The organism is Pseudomonas sp. TH43, assembly GCF_016650635.1.
Lineage (GTDB): Bacteria > Pseudomonadota > Gammaproteobacteria > Pseudomonadales > Pseudomonadaceae > Aquipseudomonas.
The window spans coordinates 833,866-859,316 of the sequence record NZ_JAEKFI010000003.1 but is presented as its reverse complement, the minus strand read 5'-3'; the positions used below and the strand labels follow the sequence as shown (position 1 = coordinate 859,316).

Annotated in this window: 23 protein-coding genes; 9 read left to right on the top strand and 14 right to left on the bottom strand. The window is 59.9% G+C overall.

All coding sequences use genetic code 11. The annotated features are described in order from the left end of the window. Positions 1 to 121: 121 nt before the first annotated feature. From JFT81_RS13525 to JFT81_RS13485, 9 genes are all read right to left on the bottom strand, one after another. Complete coding sequence (locus tag JFT81_RS13525; protein WP_201227696.1) at positions 122 to 886, bottom strand: ATP-binding cassette domain-containing protein; 765 nt, start codon at positions 884 to 886, stop codon at positions 122 to 124. Positions 887 to 899: 13 nt separating this feature from the next. Next, positions 900 to 2,018 (bottom strand): succinylglutamate desuccinylase/aspartoacylase family protein, encoded by a 1,119-nt coding sequence (locus JFT81_RS13520; RefSeq protein ID WP_201227695.1) that lies wholly within the window; start codon positions 2,016 to 2,018, stop codon positions 900 to 902. A gap of 12 nt (positions 2,019 to 2,030) precedes the next feature. Beyond that, the gene (locus tag JFT81_RS13515) at positions 2,031 to 2,741 is read right to left on the bottom strand and encodes an ABC transporter permease (RefSeq protein WP_201227694.1); all 711 of its coding nucleotides are present in this window, start codon (positions 2,739 to 2,741) and stop codon (positions 2,031 to 2,033) included. Further along, a complete protein-coding gene (locus JFT81_RS13510; protein ID WP_201227693.1) occupies positions 2,738 to 3,466 on the bottom strand; it encodes an ABC transporter permease in 729 nt (242 codons plus the stop codon). The genes JFT81_RS13515 and JFT81_RS13510 overlap by 4 nt, the downstream gene beginning before the upstream one ends. 56 nt (positions 3,467 to 3,522) lie before the next feature. Next, positions 3,523 to 4,305, bottom strand: coding sequence for a transporter substrate-binding domain-containing protein (locus tag JFT81_RS13505; RefSeq protein WP_158832066.1), 783 nt, complete (start codon positions 4,303 to 4,305; stop codon positions 3,523 to 3,525). A gap of 284 nt (positions 4,306 to 4,589) precedes the next feature. Continuing rightward, positions 4,590 to 6,278: an ATP-dependent DNA ligase gene (locus JFT81_RS13500; RefSeq protein ID WP_201227692.1), complete on the bottom strand. Its 1,689-nt coding sequence runs from the start codon at positions 6,276 to 6,278 to the stop codon at positions 4,590 to 4,592. Next, the gene (locus tag JFT81_RS13495) at positions 6,275 to 7,309 is read right to left on the bottom strand and encodes a ligase-associated DNA damage response exonuclease (protein ID WP_201227691.1); all 1,035 of its coding nucleotides are present in this window, start codon (positions 7,307 to 7,309) and stop codon (positions 6,275 to 6,277) included. The genes JFT81_RS13500 and JFT81_RS13495 overlap by 4 nt, the downstream gene beginning before the upstream one ends. Positions 7,310 to 7,473: 164 nt before the next feature. Continuing rightward, entirely contained in the window at positions 7,474 to 9,924 is a 2,451-nt protein-coding gene (locus tag JFT81_RS13490) for a penicillin acylase family protein (RefSeq protein ID WP_201227690.1), read from the bottom strand. A 288-nt stretch (positions 9,925 to 10,212) separates the two neighbouring features. Beyond that, positions 10,213 to 10,857: a glutathione binding-like protein gene (locus JFT81_RS13485; protein WP_201227689.1), complete on the bottom strand. Its 645-nt coding sequence runs from the start codon at positions 10,855 to 10,857 to the stop codon at positions 10,213 to 10,215. 144 nt (positions 10,858 to 11,001) lie between these two features. On the opposite strand from JFT81_RS13485, the gene JFT81_RS13480 reads away from it, so the two are divergent. Beyond that, positions 11,002 to 11,559 carry a cysteine hydrolase family protein gene (locus JFT81_RS13480; RefSeq protein ID WP_201228094.1) on the top strand — a complete coding sequence of 186 codons (558 nt, stop codon included), beginning with the start codon at positions 11,002 to 11,004 and terminating at the stop codon, positions 11,557 to 11,559. A gap of 211 nt (positions 11,560 to 11,770) precedes the next feature. On the opposite strand, the gene JFT81_RS13475 is transcribed toward JFT81_RS13480, so the two are convergent. From JFT81_RS13475 to JFT81_RS13460, 4 genes are all read right to left on the bottom strand, one after another. Continuing rightward, on the bottom strand, positions 11,771 to 11,980 hold the full coding sequence (locus JFT81_RS13475) for an SEC-C metal-binding domain-containing protein (protein WP_008083915.1): 210 nt from the start codon (positions 11,978 to 11,980) through the stop codon (positions 11,771 to 11,773). Then, positions 11,977 to 12,471, bottom strand: coding sequence for an LEA type 2 family protein (locus tag JFT81_RS13470; RefSeq protein ID WP_201227688.1), 495 nt, complete (start codon positions 12,469 to 12,471; stop codon positions 11,977 to 11,979). Before JFT81_RS13470 ends, JFT81_RS13475 begins: the two co-directional genes overlap by 4 nt. Positions 12,472 to 12,591: 120 nt before the next feature. After that, positions 12,592 to 13,068 (bottom strand): YchJ family protein, encoded by a 477-nt coding sequence (locus tag JFT81_RS13465; protein ID WP_201227687.1) that lies wholly within the window; start codon positions 13,066 to 13,068, stop codon positions 12,592 to 12,594. Positions 13,069 to 13,072: 4 nt separating this feature from the next. Continuing rightward, positions 13,073 to 13,570, bottom strand: coding sequence for a DUF6231 family protein (locus tag JFT81_RS13460; protein WP_201227686.1), 498 nt, complete (start codon positions 13,568 to 13,570; stop codon positions 13,073 to 13,075). Positions 13,571 to 13,769: 199 nt separating this feature from the next. Here JFT81_RS13460 and JFT81_RS13455 point away from each other — a divergent pair, with 199 nt between their 5' ends. From JFT81_RS13455 to JFT81_RS13440, 4 genes are all read left to right on the top strand, one after another. Then, positions 13,770 to 14,465 (top strand): OmpA family protein, encoded by a 696-nt coding sequence (locus JFT81_RS13455; protein WP_201227685.1) that lies wholly within the window; start codon positions 13,770 to 13,772, stop codon positions 14,463 to 14,465. A gap of 89 nt (positions 14,466 to 14,554) precedes the next feature. Next, positions 14,555 to 15,277 carry an OmpA family protein gene (locus JFT81_RS13450; protein WP_201227684.1) on the top strand — a complete coding sequence of 241 codons (723 nt, stop codon included), beginning with the start codon at positions 14,555 to 14,557 and terminating at the stop codon, positions 15,275 to 15,277. A 163-nt stretch (positions 15,278 to 15,440) separates the two neighbouring features. Beyond that, complete coding sequence (locus tag JFT81_RS13445; protein ID WP_201227683.1) at positions 15,441 to 15,722, top strand: DUF1145 domain-containing protein; 282 nt, start codon at positions 15,441 to 15,443, stop codon at positions 15,720 to 15,722. After that, positions 15,715 to 16,473, top strand: a complete 759-nt coding sequence (locus tag JFT81_RS13440; protein ID WP_201227682.1) for a collagen-like protein — start codon at positions 15,715 to 15,717, stop codon at positions 16,471 to 16,473. The genes JFT81_RS13445 and JFT81_RS13440 overlap by 8 nt, the downstream gene beginning before the upstream one ends. Positions 16,474 to 17,544: 1,071 nt before the next feature. Here the strand turns inward: JFT81_RS13440 and JFT81_RS13435 are convergent. Further along, positions 17,545 to 18,009: a DUF2269 family protein gene (locus JFT81_RS13435; protein WP_201227681.1), complete on the bottom strand. Its 465-nt coding sequence runs from the start codon at positions 18,007 to 18,009 to the stop codon at positions 17,545 to 17,547. A gap of 98 nt (positions 18,010 to 18,107) precedes the next feature. Between JFT81_RS13435 and dinG the strand changes: the two genes are divergently transcribed. From dinG to JFT81_RS13415, 4 genes are all read left to right on the top strand, one after another. Further along, the gene (gene dinG / locus JFT81_RS13430) at positions 18,108 to 20,252 is read left to right on the top strand and encodes an ATP-dependent DNA helicase DinG (RefSeq protein WP_201227680.1); all 2,145 of its coding nucleotides are present in this window, start codon (positions 18,108 to 18,110) and stop codon (positions 20,250 to 20,252) included. A 95-nt stretch (positions 20,253 to 20,347) separates the two neighbouring features. Continuing rightward, the gene (locus JFT81_RS13425; protein ID WP_201227679.1) at positions 20,348 to 22,840 is read left to right on the top strand and encodes a beta-galactosidase; all 2,493 of its coding nucleotides are present in this window, start codon (positions 20,348 to 20,350) and stop codon (positions 22,838 to 22,840) included. A gap of 234 nt (positions 22,841 to 23,074) precedes the next feature. Further along, positions 23,075 to 24,220: a serine hydrolase domain-containing protein gene (locus JFT81_RS13420; RefSeq protein ID WP_201227678.1), complete on the top strand. Its 1,146-nt coding sequence runs from the start codon at positions 23,075 to 23,077 to the stop codon at positions 24,218 to 24,220. A gap of 113 nt (positions 24,221 to 24,333) precedes the next feature. Next, complete coding sequence (locus JFT81_RS13415; protein WP_201227677.1) at positions 24,334 to 25,437, top strand: OmpA family protein; 1,104 nt, start codon at positions 24,334 to 24,336, stop codon at positions 25,435 to 25,437. Positions 25,438 to 25,451 lie beyond the last annotated feature (14 nt).

Here is a 25,451-nt window from a genome sequence, read left to right as displayed (position 1 = left end):
AGGTTTAATCGCAATCCCGTGTAGGAGCTGCCGCAGGCTGCGATCTTTTGATCCTGGTTTTTATAAACAAGAGCAAGATCAACAGATCGCAGCCTGCGGCAGCTCCTACATGAGCAAGGTGTTATTTGAGGTTGCCGCTGAGAAATTGCTTCAGGCGTTCGCTTTTAGGGTTGCCCAGCACTTCCTCCGGTGCGCCTTCTTCTTCAACCAGACCCTGATGCAGGAACAGCACCTGGCTGGAGACTTTGCGGGCAAAACTCATCTCATGGGTCACCATGATCATCGTCCGGCCTTCTTCGGCCAGGCCCTGAATCACCCGCAGCACTTCCCCCACCAGTTCTGGATCGAGCGCCGACGTCGGTTCGTCGAACAACATCACCTCCGGCTCCATCGCCAGCGCCCGGGCAATCGCCACGCGCTGTTGCTGCCCGCCCGACAAGAACGCCGGGTACTGATCCGCCACCCGCGCCGGCAGACCAACCTTGTCCAGATAACGTCGCGCGCGATCATCGGCTTCCTGTTTGCTGCAACCCAACACCCGGCGCGGAGCCATGGTGATGTTTTCCAGCACGGTCATGTGGCTCCACAGGTTGAAATGCTGGAACACCATCGCCAAGCGTGTGCGCAGGCGTTGCAGTTCATCGGCGTCGGCGACGTGCATGCCATGGCGGTCGGTGATCATGCGGATGGTTTTGCCGTCGAGGCTCATGGCGCCGTCGTTGGGTTGTTCGAGAAAGTTGATGCAACGCAAAAAGGTGCTTTTGCCCGAGCCGCTGGCGCCGATCAGGCTGATCACGTCGCCGGTCTTGGCCTTGAGCGAAACGCCTTTGAGCACCTGATGGTCGCCATAGCTTTTGTGCAGGCCTTCAACGGTCAGTTTGTACATGGGACAGACATCCTCAAGGCGAAAGTAGGTAGCCGCTGCGATACGCTTCGGCGCCCGCGACGTGGGCGATGACCATGCCGGCCGTGGCCATGCGTCGCAGCGAGCGGGCGTACATCACGCCGGCGCAGATGCAATGAATGGGGGTGACGCGGTCGTTGATCGGGTCGATGATTTCGGCGATTTGCTGCCCGGCCTCCAGGTACTGGCCGGCAACCGCCGTGTACACCAGCAGACCACCGACCGGCGTGATCACCGGTTCCACACCTGCCAGTGGCGTGGCGGGATACCGCAGCGGCGGCTGTGGTTTTGTCTCGCCGACAATCGCATCTGACTGGATCAGATAATCGATCAGTGCCTGGCAGTCGCGGCTGGCCATCGGATGATTGACGTCACCCTGGCCGCGCAATTCGACGGTCACGGAAAAGCTGCCCAGCGGAATTTCAAAGTGTTCGCCGAAGCGTTCCTTCAATTGCCACCACAGCAGGGTGAAGCATTCATCGAACGACTGGCCGCCGGAATCGGTGGCCAACAGGCTTGCTTGAGACTCGATGTAGCGCGCCAGCGGTTCGACCTGTGGCCAGGCTTCGGGCGTGGTGTAAAGGTGCACCACCGATTCGAAATCGCAGTGCAGGTCCAGCACCATGTCGGCGTCGCAGGCCAGCCGTTGCAGGGTCAGGCGCTGGGATTGCAATTGGGTGCTGGCGGTCTGGCGAGCGAGGGCGTCGCGCAGATGTGTGCGGATCAATTCGAGGTTGTGCTGTGGATTGTCGTTCAGCTTGCCCTCGATGGCGTTGCCGATTTCTTCGCTGAGGTCGACGAACCAGCGGTTGAAGTTCTGCCCGCTCTCCAGTTCGTAGCGGCCCAGCGGCACGTCCATCAGCACTTGTTCGAGGCCGACCGGGTTGGCCACCGGCACCAGCACGATTTCGCTGCGCAGGCGCCCGGCGGCTTCCAGCTCCGCCAGACGTTGCTTGAGGTGCCAGGCGACGAGCATGCCGGGCAGTTCATCGGCGTGCAGTGACGACTGGATGTAGATTTTGCCTTTGGCCTGCTCCGGGCCGAAGTGGAAGCTGTGAATCTGTCGTGCTGTCCCCGGCAGTGGGGCCAGCAGCTCATGGATCTGGTGGCGCATTGCAAAGGTGTCCTAGTGAGTCGGGCCGAGGAAGGCCAGCCATCGGCGTTCGGCGAGGCGGAACAGGCCGACCAGCGCAAAGGTAATGGTCAGGTAGATCAGTGCGGCGATACCGAACGACTGAAACGTCAGGAAGGTCGCCGAGTTGGCGTCCCGGGCGACTTTCAGGATATCGGGGATGGTCGCGGTGAAGGCCACGGTGGTCGAGTGCAGCATGAGGATCACTTCGTTGCTGTAATACGGCAACGAGCGGCGCAGTGCCGACGGCATGATCACGTAGGCATACAGCTTCCAGCCGGTCAGGCCATAGGCCTTGGCAGCTTCGACTTCGCCGTGGTTCATGCTGCGAATCGCCCCGGCAAAAATCTCCGTGGTGTAGGCGCAGGTGTTCAGGGCAAAAGCCAGGATCGTGCAGTTCATCGCATCGCGAAAGAAACTGTCGAGGATCGGCTGCGCACGCACGGCGGCGAGGCTGTAAATCCCGGTGTAGCAGATCAGCAATTGGATATACAACGGCGTGCCACGGAACAGGTACGTATAAAACTGCACCGGCCAGCGAATGTAGAAGTGCGACGAGACGCGAGCGATCGACAACGGAATCGACACAAGGAAACCGATGAAGATCGATGCGCTGAGCAGCCACATCGTCATCGCCAGTCCGGTAATGTTTTGCCCGTCGGTATAAAGGAAGGCTTTCCAGTATTCCTGTAGAAGTTCGATCATCGTACGGCCTCCCGGGCACCGGCGGCGTAGCGGCGTTCGAGACGGCGCAGGATGAAGTTCGAGGCACTGGTGATCAACAGATAGATCAACGCGGCGAGAACCAGGAAGTAAAACAGTTGATAGGTGCTTTTGCCGGCGTCTTGCGCTGCTTTGACCAAATCGGCCAGGCCGATGATCGAGACCAGCGCGGTGGCCTTGAGCATCACCATCCAGTTATTGCCGATGCCCGGCAGGGCAAAACGCATCATTTGCGGGAACACCACGAAGCGAAAGCGCTGGCCGCGTTTAAGGCCATACGCGGTGGCCGCTTCGACCTGACCGCGCGGCACCGCGAGGATCGCGCCACGGAAGGTTTCGGTGAAATACGCACCATAGATGAAGCCGAGGGTCAGCACGCCAGCGCTGAACGGGTCGATTTCGATGTATTCCCATTCCATGTAGTCGGTGAGTGTCGTCAGCCAGGTTTGCAGGCTGTAGAAGATCAACAGCATCAGCACCAGATCCGGCACCCCGCGAATCAGCGTGGTGTAGAGCTGGGCGGGCAGGCGCACCAGTTTGACTTTCGACAGCTTGGCACTGGCGCCGATAAGGCCGAGCAACACGGCCACCAGCAGCGACAACGCCGATAATTTGATGGTCATCCAGGTACCTTCCAACAGCAAAGGGCCGAAACCCTTGAGGCTGAAGGCGGAGAGCCCCAGATTTTGTAAGAGGTTTTCGAACATAAATCAGCAACCTGAGCGGATGGAAAAGGCGCCCATCGAGGATGGGCGCCGAGGCATTATTTGCCGCTGTACAGAACCAGATCGCCAAAGTGTTTCTTTTGAATCTCGGCGTATTTGCCGTCATCGTGTAACGCTTTGATACCTTTATCTAAAAGCGCTTTCAGCTCAGTGTTACCTTTCTTAATACCGACAGCGGTTTTGGCTGGCAGCAATTCGTTGTCGACTGGCTTGCTGACGTCATAGTCGGCGCCCTGTGGCGACTTCAAAAAGCCCAGTTCGGCTTGCAGCATGTCCTGAATGCCCGCATCGAGACGGCCGGAGGTCAGGTCGGAATACACCTGATCCTGGTTCTGATAGGCCTGGGTTTTCACGCCAGCCTTGTCCAGAACGGCTTTGGCGTAGGCTTCCTGAATGGTGCCTTGCTCGTAACCGACGGTTTTGCCTTTCAGCGAGGCGACGTCTGCGGTGATACCGGAACCTTTCTTCGACACGTAAGCGGTCGGGCCGGAAAACAGCTCGCTGGAGAAGTCGATGACTTTTTCGCGGGCTGGCGTCACGGTCATCGACGAGATCACACCGTCGAATTTATTGGCTTTGAGGCCCGGAATCATGCCGTCAAAGTCACTTTCGACCCACTTGCACTTGACCTTCAGTTCGGCGCAGATCGCGTTGCCCAGATCGATATCGAACCCGACCAGGCTGCCGTCGGCCGCTTTCGACTCGAACGGTGCGTACGAAGGGTCAACGCCAAAGCGCAGCTCTTTGTATTCCTTGGCCAGCGCGGAGCCGGCGGCCATGCACAACGCCAGTGCAGAAAGGGTCAGCAATGCTTTTTTCATTATTCAATCCCTAAGAACCAATATGAGCGCTTGTGGCGCAGAATTATTGTTACTGCAACGCGTACGACCTATAGAAAGTAGCAATTTCCGAACCAGAGTCCCGAACAAGTGTTTTAAAAGGTTGGGCGGGGAGGGATGAGGGCGATTGAATGCCCGGAAATGGGCATTGCGATTTCGTTGCACCCTTTCGGATCAAGCCCCAGGTTTTGCGGGATGGAATTTCCCTGTGGTGAGGGGATAAATCCCCCTCACCACAGGGGGATGCGTTGCATCGGAGAAGAGGTTTAGGCGAGGAGGTCTTGCAGCGTGGCGAGGCTATCCGCTTCCTCGACGGTCTTATCCTGCCGCCAACGCAACATCCTCGGGAACCGCACCGCGATCCCGCTTTTGTGCCGTCGCGACAGGGCAATCCCTTCAAAGCCCAGTTCGAACACCAGGCTCGGCTTCACACTGCTCACCGGACCGAATTTTTCCACGGTGGTCTTGCGCACGATGCTGTCGACTTCGCGCATCTCCGCATCCGTCAGTCCCGAATAGGCCTTGGCAAACGGCACAAGCGCCCGCTGGCTCGACTCCGGCGGGCCGTCCCACACGGCAAAGGTGTAATCGCTGTACAAACTGGCTCGGCGACCGTGGCCGCGCTGGGCGTAGATCAACACCGCATCGACGCTGAACGGATCGACCTTCCATTTCCACCAGACGCCCATGTCTTTGGTGCGGCCGACGCCATACAGCGCATCGCGCGCCTTGAGCATCATGCCTTCGACGCCCAAACGCCGAGAGGCCTCGCGCTGGCGGGCGAGGTCAAACCAGTCGGTACCGGTCAGCACGGGCGAGGGCAGCAACACCGGGCTGTTACAGCGCGCGACGACTTCTTCGAGTTGCGCACGGCGTTTGGCCTGCGGCTGATTGCGCCAGTCTTCGCCCTGCCATTCCAGCAGATCGTAGGCGAGCACCACCACCGGTACTTCTTCGAGAATTTTCTTGTCGAGGGTTTTGCGGCCAATGCGCTGTTGCAACAGGGCGAACGGCTGCACCGCTGGCGGTTGGTCGGATTGCGGGTCGAAGGCATCTTCAGTGGTGGGGTGAGTGCTTTTCCACACAACGATTTCGCCGTCGATCACTGTGCCGTCGGGCAAACCGTGCACCAGTACGTCCAGTTCGGGAAAGCGCTCGGTGACCAGCTCTTCACCGCGCGACCAGACCCACAGTTTGCCTTCGCGCTTGACCACCTGCGCGCGAATGCCGTCCCACTTCCATTCGATCTGCCAATCGCTGGCCGGGCCGATCAATGCTTCAAACTCCTCAACCGGTTGCGACAAGGCATGCGCGAGGAAAAACGGGTACGGCTGGCCGCCGCGCTGGGCATGTTCGTCGGCGGATTCCGGAGCAATGAGTTTCAGGTAACTGGCCGCGTTCGGCCGGTTCGACAGGTCGGTGTACCCAACCAGGCGCTGTGCCACGCGTTTGCTGTCCAGGCCTGCCATCGAGGCCAGAGCACGGGTCACCAGCAACTTCGACACGCCGACGCGAAAGCTGCCGGTGATCAGCTTGATACACAACATCAGGCTCGGCCGGTCGAGTTGCGCCCACAGCTCAGGCAGTTGTCGCGACAGGTACTCCGGGGTTTCACCGCGCAGCGGCAGCAGTTTGTCCTCGATCCATTCGGCGAGGCCGGCGTCGGAGCTGTGCAGGTTTTCCGGCAGTACCAGCGAGATGGTCTCCGCTAGATCGCCGACCGCTTGATAGCTTTCCTCGAACAGCCACGGTTGCAGGCCCGACAACTCGACCGCCAGCTCGCGAAGGATGCGCACCGGCACCAATTGCCGGGGCCGCCCGCCGGACAAAAAGTACACTGCCCACGCCGCGTCTTGCGGCGCCGCCTGGGCGAAGTAAGCCTGCATTGCCGCCAGCTTGGCGTTGCTTGAAGTGGTGGCGTCGAGTTCGGCGTACAGCTCGGCGAAGGCCTTCATACAGATGCCTCAGCGATGGGGGGCTCGGCGGCGATGTTGTCTTCTTCGTCATCGCCGTACTCAGTGTTGAAACCTTGGGCATCGAGACCCTGTTCGCGCAAATGCCGCACCAGCACGCCAATCGAGCCGTGGGTGACCATCACCCGTTCCGCGCCGGTCTGGTTGATTGCCCAGAGCAGGCCGGGCCAGTCGGCATGATCCGAGAGCACGAAGCCGCGATCAACGCCACGCCGCCGACGGGTGCCACGCAAGCGCATCCAGCCACTGGCGAACGCATCGCTGTACTCGCCGAAACGGCGCATCCAGCTACTGCCGCCGGCCGAGGGCGGGGCGATGACCAGCGCCTGACGCAATAACGGGTCGTTCTTGGTCACGTCGCCCGCGTAGATCGTCGGCGGCAGGTATACGCCGGCGTCGCGATACACCCGGTTCAGCGGCTCAACGGCGCCATGGCTGAGGATCGGGCCGAGACTGGCGTCGATGCCATGGAGAATTCGCTGGGCCTTGCCGAACGAGTAGCAGAACAGCACGCTGGCCTTGCCGGCAGCGATGTTCGCCGACCACCACTGATTGATCTCGTCGAACACTTGCGCCTGCGGCTGCCAGCGATAGATCGGCAGGCCGAAGGTCGATTCGGTGATGAAGGTGTGGCAGCGCACCGGTTCGAAGGGCGCGCAGGTGCCGTCCGGTTCGATTTTGTAATCGCCGGAGGCAACCCAGACTTCTCCGCCATATTCGAGGCGAACTTGCGCTGAGCCGAGAACGTGGCCGGCCGGATGGAAACTCAGGGTGACGCCGTGGTGGGTCAGGCGCTGGCCGTAGGCGAGGGTTTGCAGGTTGATGTCTTGACCCAGACGCGCACGCAAAATCCCTTCGCTGGCGCTGCTGGAGAGGTAATGCTGGTTGCCGGTGCGCGCGTGATCGCCGTGGGCATGAGTAATCACCGAGCGCTCGACGGGGTGCCAGGGGTCGATATAGAAATCACCCGCAGGGCAATAAAGTCCTTCGGGGCGCGCGATAACAAGGTCCATGTCGTTACCAGAATGGGGGGCTTGTTAGCTATGAGGCTGGCGCCGGGCCGGAAGTTCTATCGACTTTTTCGCGGGGCTGAAAAGCAAAAGATCGCAGCCTGCGGCAGCTCCTACATTGATCTGTGTAGGAGCTGCCGCAGGCTGCGATCTTTTGAACGTGCGGTTTATTTGCCCGGGGTGAGGGTCAGGCGGGTTTTACCGTACACCCGATCAAAGTTTTGCGGCTGCATCGGCAACCCGATGTACTGCCCCTTCAGCCACGCATCAATGCCATTGAGGTAATTCGGACTCACCGGATTCCCCGACTGACCCGTACCGTTCTGCCCCATCAACGGCTCAGCCTGGCCGAAGTCGACGATAAAACGCATCGACGGTGCACGCGTGGTCGTGAAGTCCTGGCCCCAGGCGAACGCGGCGGTGTTCAGTGTCGTGTGATCGCCACCCGCTGCGAGCGGCCCGCGAACGGTCTGGCCGTTGGCATTTTTCCACTCGTAGCGGTGCAGTTTGCCCCACTGCCAGGCTTTGTGATCGCCACCCAACTGACTGTCGCCGGCACTGATTGCCGCCGCTAGGCTGCGCGCGAGAATCACTGCTTTGTCTTCTTTCTGCGGAGTGCGGATGTCATCCCAGAACGGACTGTCTTCACGCCCCAACAGGTGATCGGCCTGCGCCGAGTAGGACAAATCACCGTTAGCGATGAACGCTTTCCACGCCGCGCTGGACTCGGGGCCGAGTTCGTCGAGGAAGATCTGCTTCATGCTTTCTTGCAGGAACAGCTCGTAGATCGCCGCATCCGCCGAGGTCGGGCTGAGTTTGCCGTCGAAGGCCATCAGGCGGGTAAACGCTTCGCGCGCCTTGCTGCGATCCGCTTCCGGCAGGGCATCGATCGCCTGTTTCAGCGGTTGTTTCATGCCCGGCGCTTCGAACATTTTCTTCAGCTTGGCGGCGAACGTAGTGGTTTGGTCATACTGCATGGCGATCACGCTGCGGCTGTCGTGTTTGGCGCTGGCGGCCAGTTCAGCCAAGCGTTCGCCACGCTCCGGGGCGGCCCAGGAGTTGGACAACTGCATGCCGTAACCGTGAGGAATAACGCGCTGGTTGGCGGTGCCGAGCCAGCCTTGCGCCGGGTCCTGATCGTAGGGGTGCAGCATCGGGTCAGCGTAACCGTCCCAATCGTAACGACCTTCCCAGCCCGGCGATGGCAGCAGGCCTTCGCCTTCACGACGGTTAGGGAAACGCCCGGTGACTTGCCAGCCGATATTGCTCGCATCGGCGAACACCAGGTTCAGTGCGATGGCGCGGATTTCCCGGCTCGCGTCCGACGCGCGTTCAACCGTTTGCGCACGAGTCAGATCAAAAAACGCGTCCAGCGACTTGTCGTCGGTGAAGCTCGGTGTCTGCAAGGCCACACCGAAGCCGTTGCCCTGCGTGGCAGCCTGGGTGCTATTGAGCAACGCGCCGTGACGGGTTTCGTACACCGCTTCGCGAACCGGCCGCTGGCCTTTGACGAAATAGGTTTCGTTGCGTACGCCCAGCGGTTGCCATTTGCCGTTGACCTCGTAGGTCAGGCTGTTGCCCTGACGCCGAATTTTTTCCAGGAACAGATCCTGGTTGTCGCCGAGCACGCTGGTCATGCTCCAAGCGACTTTGCCGTTGAAACCGCCCAGTACGATCGGTAAACCGGCGATGGTGACGCCGGCGGCCTGATACTTCGGTGCGCGGATCTGCACAAAACTCCACAGCGACGGCGCGGCCAACGGGCCATGGCTGTCGCTGGCGAGAAGGCTTTTGCCGCTGCGACTGCGTTGCGGGGCAATGGCCCAGTTGTTCGAAGAGGTGGTGCCGAGCAGATTCAGCGCTGACAGTTGTTGACTGGCGTTGTTCAGTTCGCTGAGGCCGGGGATTTGTCCGTTGAGCTTGAGACCTTGCAGCTTGTCGGCTTCGGCCAGCGGCAGTTTTTCGTCCGGTGCCGATGGGGTCAGCCAGGCGAGTTTGTCGGTGTTCACGGTTTGCGCGAGCACCAGCGCGGAAATTTCTTCCGGCAGGTTGGCCGACTGACTGAAATTCAGCAGGGCGAAAATCAGCGCCGAATCTTCCGGTTTCCAGTATTCCGGTTTGTAGCCGCTGGAGGCGAGGTCGCCCGGCAGCTTATCGGCGTAGCGGAACAGATAGGCGTTGACGCCCCGCGCATAGACTTCAAAGAAGCGTTTAAGCCGTGGCGACGAGGCTTTGTACAACTCACCGGCGCTTTTCTTCAGGTTGACCGCGCGCATGTAGCGGTCGGCATCGAGCATCGAGGCGCCGGACATTTCCGCCAAACGGCCCTGTGCCAACAGCCGCAGGGTGACCATCTGATTGATACGGTCGCTGGCGTGGACGTAGCCGAGGCTGAACAGTGCGTCATGGAAGGTGTTGCTTTCGATCAGCGGCATGCCCATGGCATTGCGCCGTACCGAAACGTTCTGCGCCAAACCCTTCAGCGGCTGTACGCCGGAGGTAGGCGGGAGGGTGTCCTGAGCGTTCCAGGTCTGGCAACCAGACAGGCCCAAGACACCGGCCACTGCTGCGGCAACGCCGAACCGGGGAAGAAAATGAGTAAGGGCTGGCGAGGCCATGGCAAAGCTCCTGCGGGGGGTAGCGTCAGTAAAGGCGCTACGTTAGTGAGCAGGAGGATGCCGCGCAAGCGGGGGCGGGGGTTATTTCAGGATTTGTCTGATAAACAACACCCTGGAACAGATCACATACCCGTGGCGAGGGGATTTATCCCCGTTGGGCAGCGAAGCAGCCCCAAAACCTGCAATCACGGTGTGTCAGACACATCCTGGTAGCAGGAATTCGCAGCCCAACGGGGCGGTGCGACGTTTCGCTAAATCCCCTAGCCACAAAAGCCCGCTCACTCGGGATTAGGGTTTTGGTGGGTTGACCTGTTGCACCAGCGCATACGCCTTCACCGTCGCTGGCCGGTCCTTGATCTGGTTGAACCAGCGCTGCACATGCGGGAAGTCCTCCAGATTCTGGCTCTGCCACTTGTGCGAGACGATCCACGGATAAATCGCCATATCGGCAATGCTGTATTCACTGCCCGCTACAAACGCGTTATCGGCCAATTGTTTGTTCAGAACTCCGTACAGGCGCGCCGTCTCATCAATGTAGCGTTTGATCGCGTAGGGGATTTTCTCCGGCGCGAACTGGCTGAAGTGATGATTCTGCCCGGCCATCGGGCCCAAACCGCCCATTTGCCAGAACAACCACTGCAACGCCGTTTGCCGGCCACGCAGATCCTTGGGCAGGAACTGACCGGTTTTCTCCGCCAGATACAAAAGAATCGCCCCGGACTCGAACAGCGACAACGGCTCACCGCCATCGGCAGGTGTGTGGTCGACGATGGCCGGAATGCGGTTGTTCGGGGCGATTTTCAGAAAGTGTGGCTGAAACTGTTCCCCTTGGCTGATGTTGATCGGGTGGACTTTGTACGGCAGGCCGGCTTCTTCGAGGAACAGCGAGATTTTGTGGCCGTTGGGTGTGGTCCAGTAATACAGGTCGATCATGGAAAGCTCCAAAACAGAAAATGGCTTACGTGCGGACAGCAAACGCCGGCATCAGGTCGTCCTGTGTGTTCGATGACTTGCTTAGTAGAAGCAAGTGATGCTCAAGTGCGGAAAATTCAATGACCGCACGTGAGAAAAATCGTCATGGAGCTTCAGGCCAATGCAGCACTGATCATCATCGACCAGCAAAAAGGCATCCTGCAGCCGCGATTGGGGCGGCGCAATAATCCGCAGGCTGAAGAGCGAATCCTTGATCTGCTGGGGCTTTGGCGGCGCAGCGGGCGGCCGCTCATCCATGTGCAGCATCTATCACGAGAGCCGGGTTCGGTGTTCTGGCCCGAACAGGAAGGGGTGGAGTTTCAGCAAAGGTTTTTGCCGCAGGACGGCGAATGGCTGATCCAGAAACACGTGCCGGATGCGTTTTGTGCCAGCGGGCTGGAGACGCGGTTGCGTGAGGCGGGGATCGGGCAATTGGTCATCGTCGGCGTGGCCACCCACAATTCGGTGGAGTCCACGGCGCGCACGGCGGGCAATCTGGGGTTTGAGGCGTGGGTGGCGGAGGATGCCTGCTTCACCTTCGACAAGGCCGATTACTTCGGCACGTTGCGTACGGCTGAAGACGTGCACGGGATGTCGCTGGGGAATTTGCACGGGGAGTATGCGACGGTGGTCAGTTGTTCGCGGATTCTGGCGGCAGGCTGAAAATCTCTGTTGAATGTGCTGGCCTCTTCGCGAGCAGGCTCGCTCCCACATTGCATTGCTGCTGAAACACCGGCCTTTGTGGGTGCTGGCAAGCCAGCTCCCACAAAGTCTGCAAAGACCCACAAACATCGGGGTCGACGCAGATCAACTGTGGGAGCGAGCCTGCTCGCGAAGACGGCAGGTCAGGCGAAGACTTTCTTCGCCTCGAGCATCAAGCGCCGTGGCACTTCTTGAATTTCTTGCCGTTGCCGCATGGGCAAGGGTCGTTGCGGCCGACGTCTTTCAAGGCGTTGCGCACCGGTTCCTGATGGGCGTGGCCGCAGTTCGGGCCGTGAACGTGGCCGTGGTCATGATCGTGATGGTGGTCATGGTCATGATCGTGGTTGCAGTCAGGGCCATGGACATGAGGTTGCTGAGTCATCGGTGTTGCTCCGGAATAAAATCGGCGGGGATTATCACGCCATTGCGCTCAAGGTGCACGTAGTGGGCGATGAATAAACCGGTTTCCATTTCACCCTGCAAGCGATAGGGAATCTGCTGGTTAGGGCTTTTCAGCATTTTCACCACCTCTTTTACCTTCGGCCACAGATTGGTGCGGATCGGTATTTTGTAGAACGAACTGCTTTTCGGCGCGACGGTGATCCAGTGTTCATGCTCACCTTCGGCCAGCAGCATGTCGGCCAGATGGATGCGGTATTCCAGGCCACGCACAGTCAGATCACTGTCGTTGGGATTGTCGATACGAAAGTGCAGGATGAATTTCTGTTCGAGCAGTTTGGCGCGCACCACTTCGACTTTCACCAGATGCACGGCGGGGTCGACGCTGTCGTCGCTCAACCATGAGGCGCAGCCGCCGAGGTTCAGCATCAGCATCAGCATTAAGAACTGGAATGTGCGGCTGCAACCGAGCATGTGAGAACTCCCTTTGGTGCTCAGTCTAGTCCTAAAAGATCGCAGCCTTCGGCAGCTCCTGCATGAGATCCCGTAACCCTGTAGAAGCTGCCGCAGGCTGCGATCTTTTGATTTTCAACCTCAAGCGCCGAAATACCCCGCACAGCACTTCTTGAACTTTTGCCCGCTGGCACAAGGGCAACTGTCATTACGCCCGAGCTTCAACTGCACTGTCGGGTCGATGAAGTACCAACGCCCGGCATTCTGTACAAACGAGGAACGCTCGCGATGGCTGTGTTCGCCCTGGCTGTCATGCCAGCGTGCAGTGAAGGTGACAAAGGCGTGTTCCGGCTGACCGCCGAAGACTTCCGAACTTTCGACCTTGAGGCCGAGCCAGGTACTTTGCGCGCTCCAGTTGCTGATCGACTGAAGATCCAGCCCCGATTGCTGGGCGGGCAGGGTGGTTGCCTGCAGATAGTCGATCAGCCCCAGCACGTAGGCGCTGTAGCGCGAACGCATCAAGGCTTCGGCGCACGGGGCCGGATGGCCTTCGTGATAATGGCCGCAGCAGGCCTCCAGCAGATTACCGCTGCCGCACGGGCAAATGGCTGTACTCATTGCATTACCACCAGTATTTGCCGAAGTTTTCCGGATTGGCCCAGAACCGTGAGTTGAGCCAGTCGGGGACTTGTTTGTATTCAAGCAGATCGTAGGTGAACAGCGTCAGCACTTGATCTTCGCGTTGAAAGCGCTCGCTGGCTTGCAGGGCCAGCGAATAGAAATCGGTTTCCTGCCAGCCACAGGCGGCCAGATCCGCCACCACCGCAATACGGCTGGCGTTCAGATTGCGAATCCCGCCCAACAGATTCAGGCCATCGCGCTTGGGCAGATGTTCCAGGCAATCGACCACCAGTGCCAGATCGAATCGCTGCGCTGCCAATTCGGCGGGCAGAATCCCCGGCTTGGCATGGGCCACGCAGCAGTCCGGGTGGGCCTCTTTAAAAGCCGTCAAGGCCGGAAACTCACTGGCGCCAATCAACAGCAAACGCGCCGGGGCGTAGCGATCCAGCAAAGCGGCCAACGCCTGTTGCGGCGTGCGGGAAGAAATGGCGACGTTCATCGAAGCTCCTCAATCAGACCGCCAAGACTAGCCTGCCTGACTGCGCCGGCAAAGAGCCCTGTGCCGCCGCTTTGCGAGCAAAGCGGCGAAGTCCTGTGAACACGGTCGCAAACGGCAGTGGCCTATTGCTGGCGGAGATTAAAACTCCGGTCTTTACTCCCTGAATCGGTTCTAAGCCGATCCCTCAGGAGAAAACCAGATGAGCATAGTTCGGACAGCATTACCTTTGATTCTGCTAACCAGTGTGTTGACTGGTTGCGCAGGTTTGCAAAAAACCGACTGGCCGACCTGTGCGGCGGTCGGTGGTGTTGTGGGGGCGGGTCTCGGCGCGACGGAAAGCTCGGCGTGGGCGGGGTATGGAGCGTTGGTGGTCGGCGGTACGGCAGCGGCCTATTGCTGGGTTCACGGTGATGGCGACGAGGACGGCGATGGCGTGCCGGACAGTCGCGACAAGTGCCCGCACACGCCTAAAGGCGTGCAGGTCGATGCTGACGGTTGCCCTCCACCAGCCCCGGCAGCTGTGGTTGAAGAAGCAGTAGTGGTCAAGGAAGAAACCATTGTTATTCGTGACGTGCACTTCCAGTTCGACAAAGCCACGCTGACCGGTTCTGACAAACAAGTGCTCGACAAGGTTGCCACGCGCCTGAAACAGGAATCTTCTACTGCGCAACTGACCGTGACCGGTCACACCGATAGCGTCGGCAGCGATGCCTACAACAAAAAACTGTCGGATCGTCGTGCGCACTCGGTGGTTGAATACCTGATTCAGCAAGGTGTGCCGCGCGCCAGCTTCGTTTCGGTATCCGGTCTGGGTGAAAGCCAGCCTGTCGCCGATAACAAAACCGCTGATGGTCGCGCGCAAAACCGTCGTACCGAAATCAAAATCGTCCGCTAGACCTCTCGCATCCGCGGCTTGTGCAGTCGCGGATGCGGGTCTTTACTCCTGTGTAACCGGTATGGGCCGGTGACACAGGAGCTTTCACAATGACTGGTTTCTCAAGGTCCGTCTTGCCGGTGCTACTGCTAGGCAGCTTGCTCACCGGTTGCGCCACCCACAGCGATGGCACTGCACCCCTCAATCAACGTACGTGGCCGATCTGCAGCCTTATCGGCGGGCTGGTCGGTGGCGGTCTCGGCGCCATCGAAAGTGGTGGCTGGGCCGGTGGCGGCGCAGCGCTGGGGATTCTTACCGGCGGACTGATCTGTTATGCCCAGGACGGCGATGAAGACGGCGACGGCGTATTCGACCGCCGCGACCGTTGCCCGGATACACCAGCCAATACCCCGGTCGACCACCGTGGTTGCCCGCTGCCGCAATATCCAGTCACCGAGAAAGTACCCGAGCCGGCGCCGCAGACTGAAGTGATCACCCTCAGCGATGCCGGCAACGTCCTCTTTGATTTCGACAAGTCCGACCTGACCCCGTCAGCGAAAGCGCAACTCGATACGCTGATGGACAAATTGCGCAATGCCGACGTGGTCAGTATCAAAGTCGTCGGTCATACCGACAGCAAAGGTTCGGATGCTTACAACCAGGCCTTGTCGGAACGCCGTGCGAGCAGTGTCGCGGCGTATCTGCTGAGCCAAGGTCTGGCGCCGAACAAACTCACCAGTGAAGGGCGCGGTGAAAGCGAGCCGGTCGCCGATAACGCCACCGACGAGGGGCGCGCGAAAAACCGTCGCGTGGAGTTGCACATCAATCGTTAGGACGTGTCTGAAGGCCACGGGCTAGAGCTGCCGGGTGACGATCATCGTCGCCTCGGCAGCCATCCAGCGTTTGGCAGAAGTTTTTTCATTTGCGCCTCTGGCTTATCCCCCGCAGAAGCCGTTACTGTGCATGCAAAGAATAATTCGCAACACGGGGGAGCGTATGAAAGTGTTCTGGGGGCTGGGGCGGTTATTGACCCTGCTGTTCTGCTGTGTGGTGCTGGCCAATCAACTGGTGCCGTTCGTACATCCGCTACACCTGCTGGTCAATCTGGCTGGCGGTCTGTTGTTGTTCATTCATGTGCTTGAAGTGCTGCTGTGCAATCGCAGCCTCAAGGGTCGTGCGCATCCTTGGCGTGACCGTGCTCGCATTCTGCTTTTTGGCGTATTTCACCTGCAAACCATCCCGGCCCCGGCCGCTCCGGAGGCTTCTTCCCATGCGTAAACTCTGCTTGCTCGCTGCATTCATCAGTCCACTGGCCTGCGCTCAGGTGGTCAGCGTCGAAGCCAATTCGCTGATGCGTTTGCCCAACACGGCCGGCACCTTGCAGCTGGAAAAACTGGAAGTCGCCGATTACGGCACGTTGCTGATTCCATCGAACGTGACAGAGCTGAGCGTCGGTGAACTGCGTCTGGGCCATGAAGCGCGCATCGCGATCGTGCCGGGCGAACAGGCTTTGGACATGAAAGTCATTCGCGCAGAACTGAGCGATGGCAGCCAGATCACCGCGCGCGGTGCGCCGGGGACTTACGAAAAAGCCGCCCGTGCGGGGCGCAATCTGAATCTGCAGTTCAAGGCATTGAACGCGCCGCAACTGTTGGTCGATGCCCGTGGCGGCACCGGTGCGCCGGGTTTTGTTGGGCTTGATGGCGGAAACGGGGAAGATCCGGGCTGCACGTATGGCTCGGCCGGGCACGGTTTTGATGGCAGCAACGGCAGCGACGGTCAGCCGGGCGCACCGGGGGCGCTGGTTCGCCTTGAAGTGCCGCGTGAGTTTCCAGCCGAGCTGATCAAGGTCAATGTGGCTGGCGGCGCCGGTGGGCCGGCGGGTGTGGGCGGCAAGGCAGGCAAGGGTGGCAAGTCCAAGGGCTGCCTGGTGTATCGCGCCGATGGCGGCAAGAGTGGCAAGGCTGGGGTGGACGGTCAGCCTGGGCCTGTAGGGGCGGCAGGTGCCGTGACCGTGCAACGCCTGTAAAAGCTTTCCCTCACCCCAGCCCTCTCCCCGAGGGAGAGGGGGCCGACCGAGGTGACTCAGGCTATCCACCGACCTGAAAAACCGTGTCGATTATGGATTCGGAGAAAATCTCTCAAGTCGGCGTAACTCTGGAATATTCCCCATTCAGTTCCCTCACCCTCCGGGAGAGGGCGAGGTGACTCAGGCTATCCATCGACCTGAAAAACCGTGTCGATTATGGATTCGGAGAAAATCTCTCAAGTCGGCGTAACTCTGGAATATTCCCCATTCAGTCCCCTCTCCCTCCGGGAGAGGGTTAGGGCGAGGTAACTCAGGCTAGCCACCGACCTGAAAAACCGTGTCGATTATGGATTCAAAGAAAATCTCTCAAGTCGGCGTAACTCTGGAATATCCCCCATTCAGTCCCTCTCCCTCCGGGAGAGGGTTAGGGCGAGGTGACTCAGGCTATCCATCGACCTGAAAAACCGTGTCGATTATGGATTCGGAGAAAATCTCTCAAGTCGGCGTAACTCTGGAATATCCCCCATTCAGTTCCCTCTCCCTCCGGGAGAGGGCGAGGTGACTCAGGCTATCCATCGACCTGAAAAACCGTGTCGATCATGGATTCAGAGAAAATCTCTCAAGTCGGCGTAACTCTGGAATATCCCCCATTCAGTCCCTCTCCCTCCGGGAGAGGGCGAGGTAACTCAGGCTATCCATCGACCTGAAAAACCTTGTCGATTATGGATTCAGAGAAAATCTCTCAAGTCGGCGTAACTCTGGAATATCCCCCATTGGTGCCCTCTCCCTCCGGGAGAGGGCAAGGTGACTCAGGCTAGCCATCGACCTGAAAAACCGTGTCAATTATGGATTTAGAGAAAATCTCTCAAGTCGGCGTAACTCTGGAATATCCCCCATTCAGTTCCCTCTCCCTCCGGGAGAGGGCGAGGTGACTCAGGCTATCCACCGACCTGAAAAACCGTGTCGATTATGGATTTAGAGAAAATCTCTCAAGTCGGCGTAACTCTGGAATATTCCCCATTCAGTTCCCTCTCCCTCCGGGAGAGGGTTAGGGTGAGGGGCTTTTGATTTTCAGATCATCGGTCTTGCCGCCGCAATCGCCACCAGCACCAGCCCGACAATCAGATTAAGCCCCACCACCCGGCGAATCCGCCTCAGCAGCGCCGCACCTGCCGGCCAGTCCTTCGCTTCGACTGCCGTGCGCAGTTCCGGCAGCATCAAGCCCTGAATGCGGATAAACAGCGCCGTCATCACCACGTACAACCCGATCATCACTTGCACATATTTCGGCGCTGTCTCAAAACCGACCTGCTGCAAATGCAACATGCCCACGCCACTGATCGGCAACAGGATTACCGCGACCCAGACCCAGCGGAAAAAACCTTGAAACACTTCCACCCACAACGTCAGTCGGGCAGGGCCGTCCAAGGCCTTCACAGCCGCGGGGCGCAGGACCATCCAGGCGAAAAACATGCCGCCGACCCAGACCAGGGCGGACAGCACATGCAGGGGATAAACGAGGCTAAAAAGTGTCATTGGGGTACTCCGTTCTGCGCAGGATCGATTCGCGGGGTATGATAGCCGCCGAACCGAACCACTGAAAATTTATCCAGCGTTTTTGCGCCCGACACTCAATGATCAGCACTGAACTCAAAACCACGATCCAGGGCGCCTACTCGCGTTTTCTAGAGGCCAAGAGCCTTAAGCCGCGTTACGGCCAGCGCCTGATGATCGCCGAAATCGCGAAAGTCCTCGGGGATATCGACACCGACGACGAAGGCCGGCGCAGTGGCGACCCCGCGATTGTCGCGGTGGAAGCCGGCACCGGTACGGGCAAGACAGTGGCTTACAGTCTGGCGGCGATTCCTACCGCGAAACTGGCCGGCAAACGCCTGGTGATTGCCACCGCTACCGTGGCCCTGCAAGAGCAAATCGTCTACAAGGATTTGCCCGACCTGATGCGCAATAGCGGGCTGAACTTCACCTTCGCGTTGGCCAAGGGTCGTGGCCGCTACATGTGCCTGTCCAAGCTCGACATGCTGCTGCAGGAAGGCCACGCGCAAACCGCCACTGCGCAGCTGTTCGAAGAAGAAGGCTTCAAGATAGAGGTCGATGAGGCCAGTCAGAAGCTCTTCACCAGCATGATCGAGAAACTCGCCGGCAATAAATGGGACGGCGATCGCGACAGTTGGTCGACCGCGCTGGAAGATGCTGATTGGGCGCGCCTGACCACCGATCACAGCCAGTGCACCAACCGCCATTGCCCGAACTTCGGCCAGTGCGCCTTTTACAAAGCTCGCGAAGGCATGGGCAAGGTCGACGTGATCGTCACCAACCACGACATGGTGCTGGCTGACCTGGCGTTGGGCGGCGGTGCTGTTTTGCCCGATCCGCGCGACACCATTTACGTGTTCGACGAAGGTCACCACCTGCCGGACAAGGCCATCGGCCACTTCGCCCATTACACGCGCCTGCGCTCCACTGCCGACTGGCTGGAAACCACCGCCAAGAACCTCACCAAACTGCTGGCCCAGCATCCGTTGCCGGGCGATCTCGGCAAGTTGATCGAGCAAGTGCCGGAGCTGGCGCGCGAGATCAAGGCTCAGCAGCAGTTCATGTTCAGCGCCTGCGAGCAGGTTGCCGATTTCAAACCCGGCGAAGATGTCGAGGGCCGTGAGCGGCCGCGTCATCGCTTCATCGCCGGGGTGATTCCCGAGCACATGCGCGAAATGGGCATCGAGCTGAAAAAAGGCTTCTCGCGTCTCAATGATCTGTTCACCCGCCTGACCGACCTGCTCAAGGAAGGTATGGACGGTGAGGTCAACATTGGCATTGCCAGTAATCAGGCCGAAGAGTGGTATCCGCTGTTCGGCAGCCTGTTGTCCCGTGCCTCGGGCAACTGGGAATTGTGGACGGCGTTCACCGCCGAAGACCCGGAAGACAGCCCGCCGATGGCGCGTTGGCTGACCCTGGCCGAAAGCGGTTCGCTGTTCGACATCGAGGTCAACGCCAGCCCGATTCTTGCCGCCGAAACCTTGCGCCGCAGCCTGTGGAACGTGGCTTACGGCTGTCTGGTGACCTCGGCAACCCTGACTGCGCTGGGCACCTTCGACCGTTTTCGCATGCGCGCCGGCCTGCCGAAAAAAGCCGTCACCGCCGTGGTGCCGAGTCCGTTCCACCATGCTGATGCCGGTGTATTGCGAGTACCGGATCTCAAGGCTGACCCGCGCGATGCGGCCGCCCATACGGCGGCGATCATTCGTGAGTTGCCGGATCTGGTCGAAGGCTCGCGGGGCACGCTGGTGCTGTTCTCCTCGCGTAAACAGATGCAGGACGTGTTCGACGGCCTCGATCGCGACTGGCGCAAGCAAGTGTTCATTCAAGGCAACCTGTCGAAACAGGAAACCCTGAACAAGCACAAGGCACGAGTCGATGGCGGTGATTCCAGTGTGCTGTTCGGTCTGGCCAGTTTTGCCGAAGGCGTCGACTTGCCGGGTGCCTACTGCGAGCACGTGGTGATCGCCAAGATCCCGTTCTCGGTGCCGGATGATCCAGTCGAGGCAGCCTTGTCCGAGTGGATCGAGGCGCGCGGTGGCAATCCGTTCATGGAAATCTCCGTGCCCGACGCATCGCTGAAGCTGGTGCAGGCCTGCGGCCGCTTGCTGCGCACCGAGGAAGACCGCGGCACGATCACCTTGCTTGATCGACGTCTGGTCACCCAGCGTTACGGCAAGGCAATCCTCAATGCGTTGCCGCCATTCCGTCGTGAAATATCCTGAGACATCGGTGGGCAGTTTTGCCCGCCGTGCTGTCTATCTCTCTGCCATCGCTTTTTCATTGGCCAATGTTGGTCGTTAGGGAGAACTCCGTTCTTATGATTCGCCGTTCGTTGCCTGCCGTATTCGCCTTGATCTTCGCTGCGCCGCTGCTCGCGGCGCCCGCCGGTCAGCAGACTCTGTTCAACTTTGTCCGCCCCGCTGACGTAGTGAAAATCGCCACCGAAAACGCTGATCTGCCGCAAGCCAACGCCGAGCAAACGGCCGAAGGCGAAGTATTGCGTCGGGTGACGTTCAACCCGGTGGCGCGGCCAACCTTGCGTCTGACCCCGCAAACCGGCGCTTGGGACTGGTCGCAGTCCGGCATGATGACCCTGCGTTTGCAGAGTGCGATGAACTGGGCCGTGACGGTCTACGTGCAAATCCAGAGCAATGACGGCAAGACGCTGGTCAGCCGCGTCGACCTGCCGGCCGGCCCGGCGCAAACCTTGTTGGTGCCACTGGTGGCGTCGACGCCGCTGAGTCAGGGCATGAAGGCCGGCCCGCCAATGCCGATGACCGTCGATGGCCAGCGCATTCTGCTGGCCAGTAGCAGCGGTGAAATCGATCGCAGCCAAGTGGTATCGGTGAGCCTCTCGATGGATCAGCCAAAAGTTGCCCAGAGCCTGCTGCTGGAACGTTTCGGTGTGCAGGATGGCGATGCAACTCAGGCGGTGTACGGCAATCTTGTCGACGCTTACGGGCAGTCGACCCGCAGCAAGTGGCCGGAAAAGGTCAGCTCCGACGAACAACTCAAATCCGCTACTGCCAGGGAACAGCAGCAGCTGAAAACCTGGCTGGCCGAGCGCGAAAAATCCTCGCTGGACAAATTCGGTGGCTGGAACAAAGGCCCTGCGTTCAAGGCCAGCGGCTTCTTCCGTACGGAAAAGCGTGACGGTCGCTGGTATCTGGTCACGCCCGAGGGGCACCCGTTCTATTCCCTTGGCGTCAATACGGTCAGTCCGGAGGTCAATCAGACCTACGTGGCCGGTCGCGAGTGGATGTTTGAATCCCTGCCAAAACCCGGCGAGCCACTCGCCAGCCACTTCGGCGAAGGCGATAACCGAGGCGGCAACGGCGCCGATCAAGGCCGTGGTTACGGCAACGGGCGCTGGTACGACTTCTATGGCGCCAACCTGCAACGGGTTTACGGCGAACCCTGCCACGCTGACAGCGACCAAAAGGCGGGAATCGCAGAAGCGGCCAAGGCTGACGCGGTGGAACAAACGGCAGTGAAGGCCGCCGAACCTGCGACAGAGTCGAGCGAAGCGAAAGCCGGTGTCGCCGAAGCGGCGAAAACCGATGCGGTGGCGGCAACGGCTGAAAAAGCCGCTGTTGAAGCCGTTGCCGCGCCATGCAAAGCCACGGTCGATGAGCAGAAGTGGGCGAGCCACACCCTCGATCGCCTGCAAGCCTGGGGCTTCAATACTGTCGGCAACTGGAGCGCCGAGGCGCTTGGTGACGCCGAGCGTGTGCCGTACACCTTGCCATTGTCGATCGTCGGCGACTACACCAGCATCAGCACCGGTAACGATTGGTGGGGCGCGATGCCCGATCCGTTCGATCCACGTTTTGCCATGGCCACCGAGCGCGCGGTGGCCATTGCGGCCCGCGATCACCGCGACGATCCGTGGTTGATTGGTTACTTCGCCGACAACGAGTTGGCCTGGGCAGGGGCCGGCGATGATCCGAAATCGCGCTACGCACTGGCTTACGGCACATTGAAAATGACCACCGACGTGCCCGCCAAGCGTGCATTTCTCAAGCAGTTGCGCGACAAGTACCGCAATCAGGCTGGTCTGTCGAAGGCGTGGGGCATTGACCTGCCGGCGTGGGAGTTGATGGAAGATCCGGGCTTCGAACCACCGCTGCCGAGCGCGGAACACCCGGAAATCGAGGCCGACTTCAAATACTTCCAGAAAGTCTTCGCCGACACCTACTTCAAAACCATTTCCGACTCGCTGAAATGGCACGCGCCGAACCAGTTGCTGCTTGGCGGTCGTTTCGCCCTCAGCACTCCGGAAGCCGTGGCCTCGTGCGCTCAATATTGCGACGTGCTGAGCTTCAACATGTACACCCTCAAGCCTCAGGATGGCTATGACTTCGCCGCACTGCGGGCCTTGGACAAGCCGGTATTGATCACCGAGTTCAACTTTGGCTCCGCTGATCGTGGCCCGTTCTGGGGCGGCGTGACGCAATTGGCCAAGGAAGAAGACCGTGGCCCGGCGTACGCCAACTTCCTTAAACAGGCGTTGAGCGAACCGTCGATTGTCGGTGTGCATTGGTTCCAGTACCTGGATCAACCGGTGACCGGGCGTCTGCTGGATGGTGAGAATGGTCATTTCGGCTTGGTCGGTGTGACAGATCTGCCGTATCAGGGTTTTGTCGAGACCGTGCGCAAGAGTAATTTGCAGGCGATTGATCAGTTGGGTAAAGAGGCTGAGAAAGCGCCCACTGCGGCCGGTCACGAAGCTGAGGGCGGGCGCAAGGGTGAGGCCGGCAAGGGGCCGGGCGCAGGGCATGCCGGCGGGCACTCAGGCAATGGTCACTGAGTCCTGAGGCACCGCGTTTTCGTTCTTCGTCGGAACGCCGCCGAGCAGGCTCGCTCCCGCACTGGATCTCTATATCACTGACGATCTGCTGAGGGAGCGAGCCTGCTCGCGAAGGCGTCAGCCGTCTCAACGAAAATTCCGAAATAACCGTCTAGCCCGCCACTGTTCCCAAATCCCTCAAGGGCTGGAACAATGCGGGCCACTTTGTAGAGCGTTTTCGCGGGGGAGTTGCGGGTGCAGATTCAGGGACATTACGAGCTTCAATTCGAAGCGGTGCGCGACGCTTTCGCCGCACTGTTCGACGATCCCCAGGAACGCGGCGCAGCCTTGTGCATTCAGGTCGGCGGGGAAACCGTCCTCGACCTCTGGTCCGGTACCGCCGACAAGGACGGGGCCGAGGCCTGGCACAGCGACACCATCGCCAACCTGTTCTCCTGCACCAAAACCTTTACCGCCGTCACCGCGCTGCAACTGGTCGCCGAAGGCAAGTTGCAACTGGATGTTCCGGTCGCGGGTTACTGGCCAGAATTCGCCGCCGCCGGTAAAGAATCCGTTACCTTGCGCCAATTGCTCTGCCATCAGGCCGGTTTGCCGGCTCTGCGCGAACTGCTGGCCCCCGAAGCCCTGTACGACTGGCAAACCATGGTCGACGCCCTCGCGGCCGAAGCACCGTGGTGGACGCCGGGCACCGGTCACGGTTACGCCGCGATCACCTACGGCTGGCTGATTGGTGAATTGCTACGGCGCGCCGACGGCCGCGGACCGGGCGAATCCATCGTTGCTCGCGTCGCCAAACCGTTGGGCCTGGACTTTCACGTCGGTCTGGCCGATGAGGAGTTTCATCGTGTCGCGCACATCGCCCGATGCAAAGGCAACGCTGGCGATGCCGCCGCGCAACGCCTGCTGCAAGTCACCCTGCGTGAACCTGCTGCCATGACCACCCGCGCCTTTACCAATCCACCGTCGGTGCTCACCAGCACCAACAAACCGGAATGGCGACGCATGCAGCAACCGGCGGCCAACGGCCACGGTAATGCGCGCAGTCTGGCCGGGTTCTACGCCGGTTTACTCGATGGCAGCCTGCTCGAAAGCGACATGCTCGAAGAGCTGACCCGCGAGCACAGTATCGGCGAGGACAAAACCCTGCTGACCCGCACCCGTTTCGGTCTGGGCTGCATGCTCGATCAACCTGACGTACCCAATGCTACCTACGGCCTCGGCCCGCGGGCGTTCGGTCATCCGGGCGCGGGCGGCTCCATCGGTTTTGCTGACCCTGAGCATGATGTCGCGTTTGGTTTTGTGACAAATACCCTTGGGCCGTACGTCTTGATGGATCCGCGCGCGCAGAAGCTCGCGCGGGTGCTTGCCACTTGTCTGTAAAGCATCAACTGAGGCTCCAGGGTCGGAACCTCGAGAGAAATTTTGATTCAAAACGGCTGTTTATCCGGGCGACAGTGCTCTGATTTTTCATTACTTCATTTTGTGGATTTTCAATGTCATCTAAAAAGACCCTCGCCCTGGCCCTGTGTGTAGCGATCACCGGTTGCGCACAGACCCCGAAAAACGATGCAGACGGCGGCAGTTGGTGGCCGTTCGGTTCTTCCGACAAGGTTGCGGCGAAAGAACCGGCCCCCGTCGCTCCATTGAAACCGGCGGCTACTGCGCCAGTGGCCAAGGCTGAAAGCAGCAACCCTTGGTACTGGCCGTTCGGTTCCGATGATGAAGCGGCCAAGGCCGACATGAAGGCTGAGGTGGCACCGGAAGCCAAGAAACCGGTCGCCGTGGCCAAGGCTGACGCCGACACCGGCAGCAAGTGGTGGTGGCCGTTTGGCGGCAAGGATCAGCCAACCGCCAAAGCCGTGCCGATGCCTGATCCGAAAGTCACGCAAGCCTGGCTGGATGACTACGAGCCGCGTCTGCGTGAAGCGGTCAAGGACAGCAATCTGCAACTCGAGCGCCGTGAAAACGTGCTGGTCGTAACTGCACCGGTCGAAGGCTCGTTCAACCCGGATCGTCCGGCAATGCTGCTGCCGGTCACCCTCGGCCCTTTCACCCGTGTAGCGAAAATCCTCGAAGCCGACCCGAAAACCGCGGTTCTGGTACTCGGTCACAGCGACTCGAGCGGTGCTGCACCGGCCAACATCAAACTGAGCCAGGAACGTGCCCAGGCCATTGCGGCGATCTTCCGCCTCAGTGGTTTGCAGCGCGATCGCCTGATGCTGCGCGGCATGGGTTCCGAAGCCCCGCGTGCGGCCAACGACAGCGTTGAAGGCCGTGCTCTGAACCGTCGCGTTGAACTGCTGGTGACCCCGCAGAACACCATGGTTGCGCTGCTGAGCAAATACAACATGCCGGCGCCGGCGCCAGTGACCCTGGTCGCTGCGCAAGACGTCAAGCCTGCTGCCAAACCGGTAACACCGGCGCCTGCTGCGAAGAAAGCCGCTGTGCCAGCCGCGAAAAAAGCCCCGGCGAAGAAAGCTGCCGCCAAGGCCCCAGCCAAAAAGGCACCGGCCAAGGCTCCAGCGAAGAAAACCACGCCAGCCAAAGCCGCCGCGACCGACAAGAAAGTCGCCGCCGCTGATGCCACCAAGAAGTGATCCGCTAACGAAAA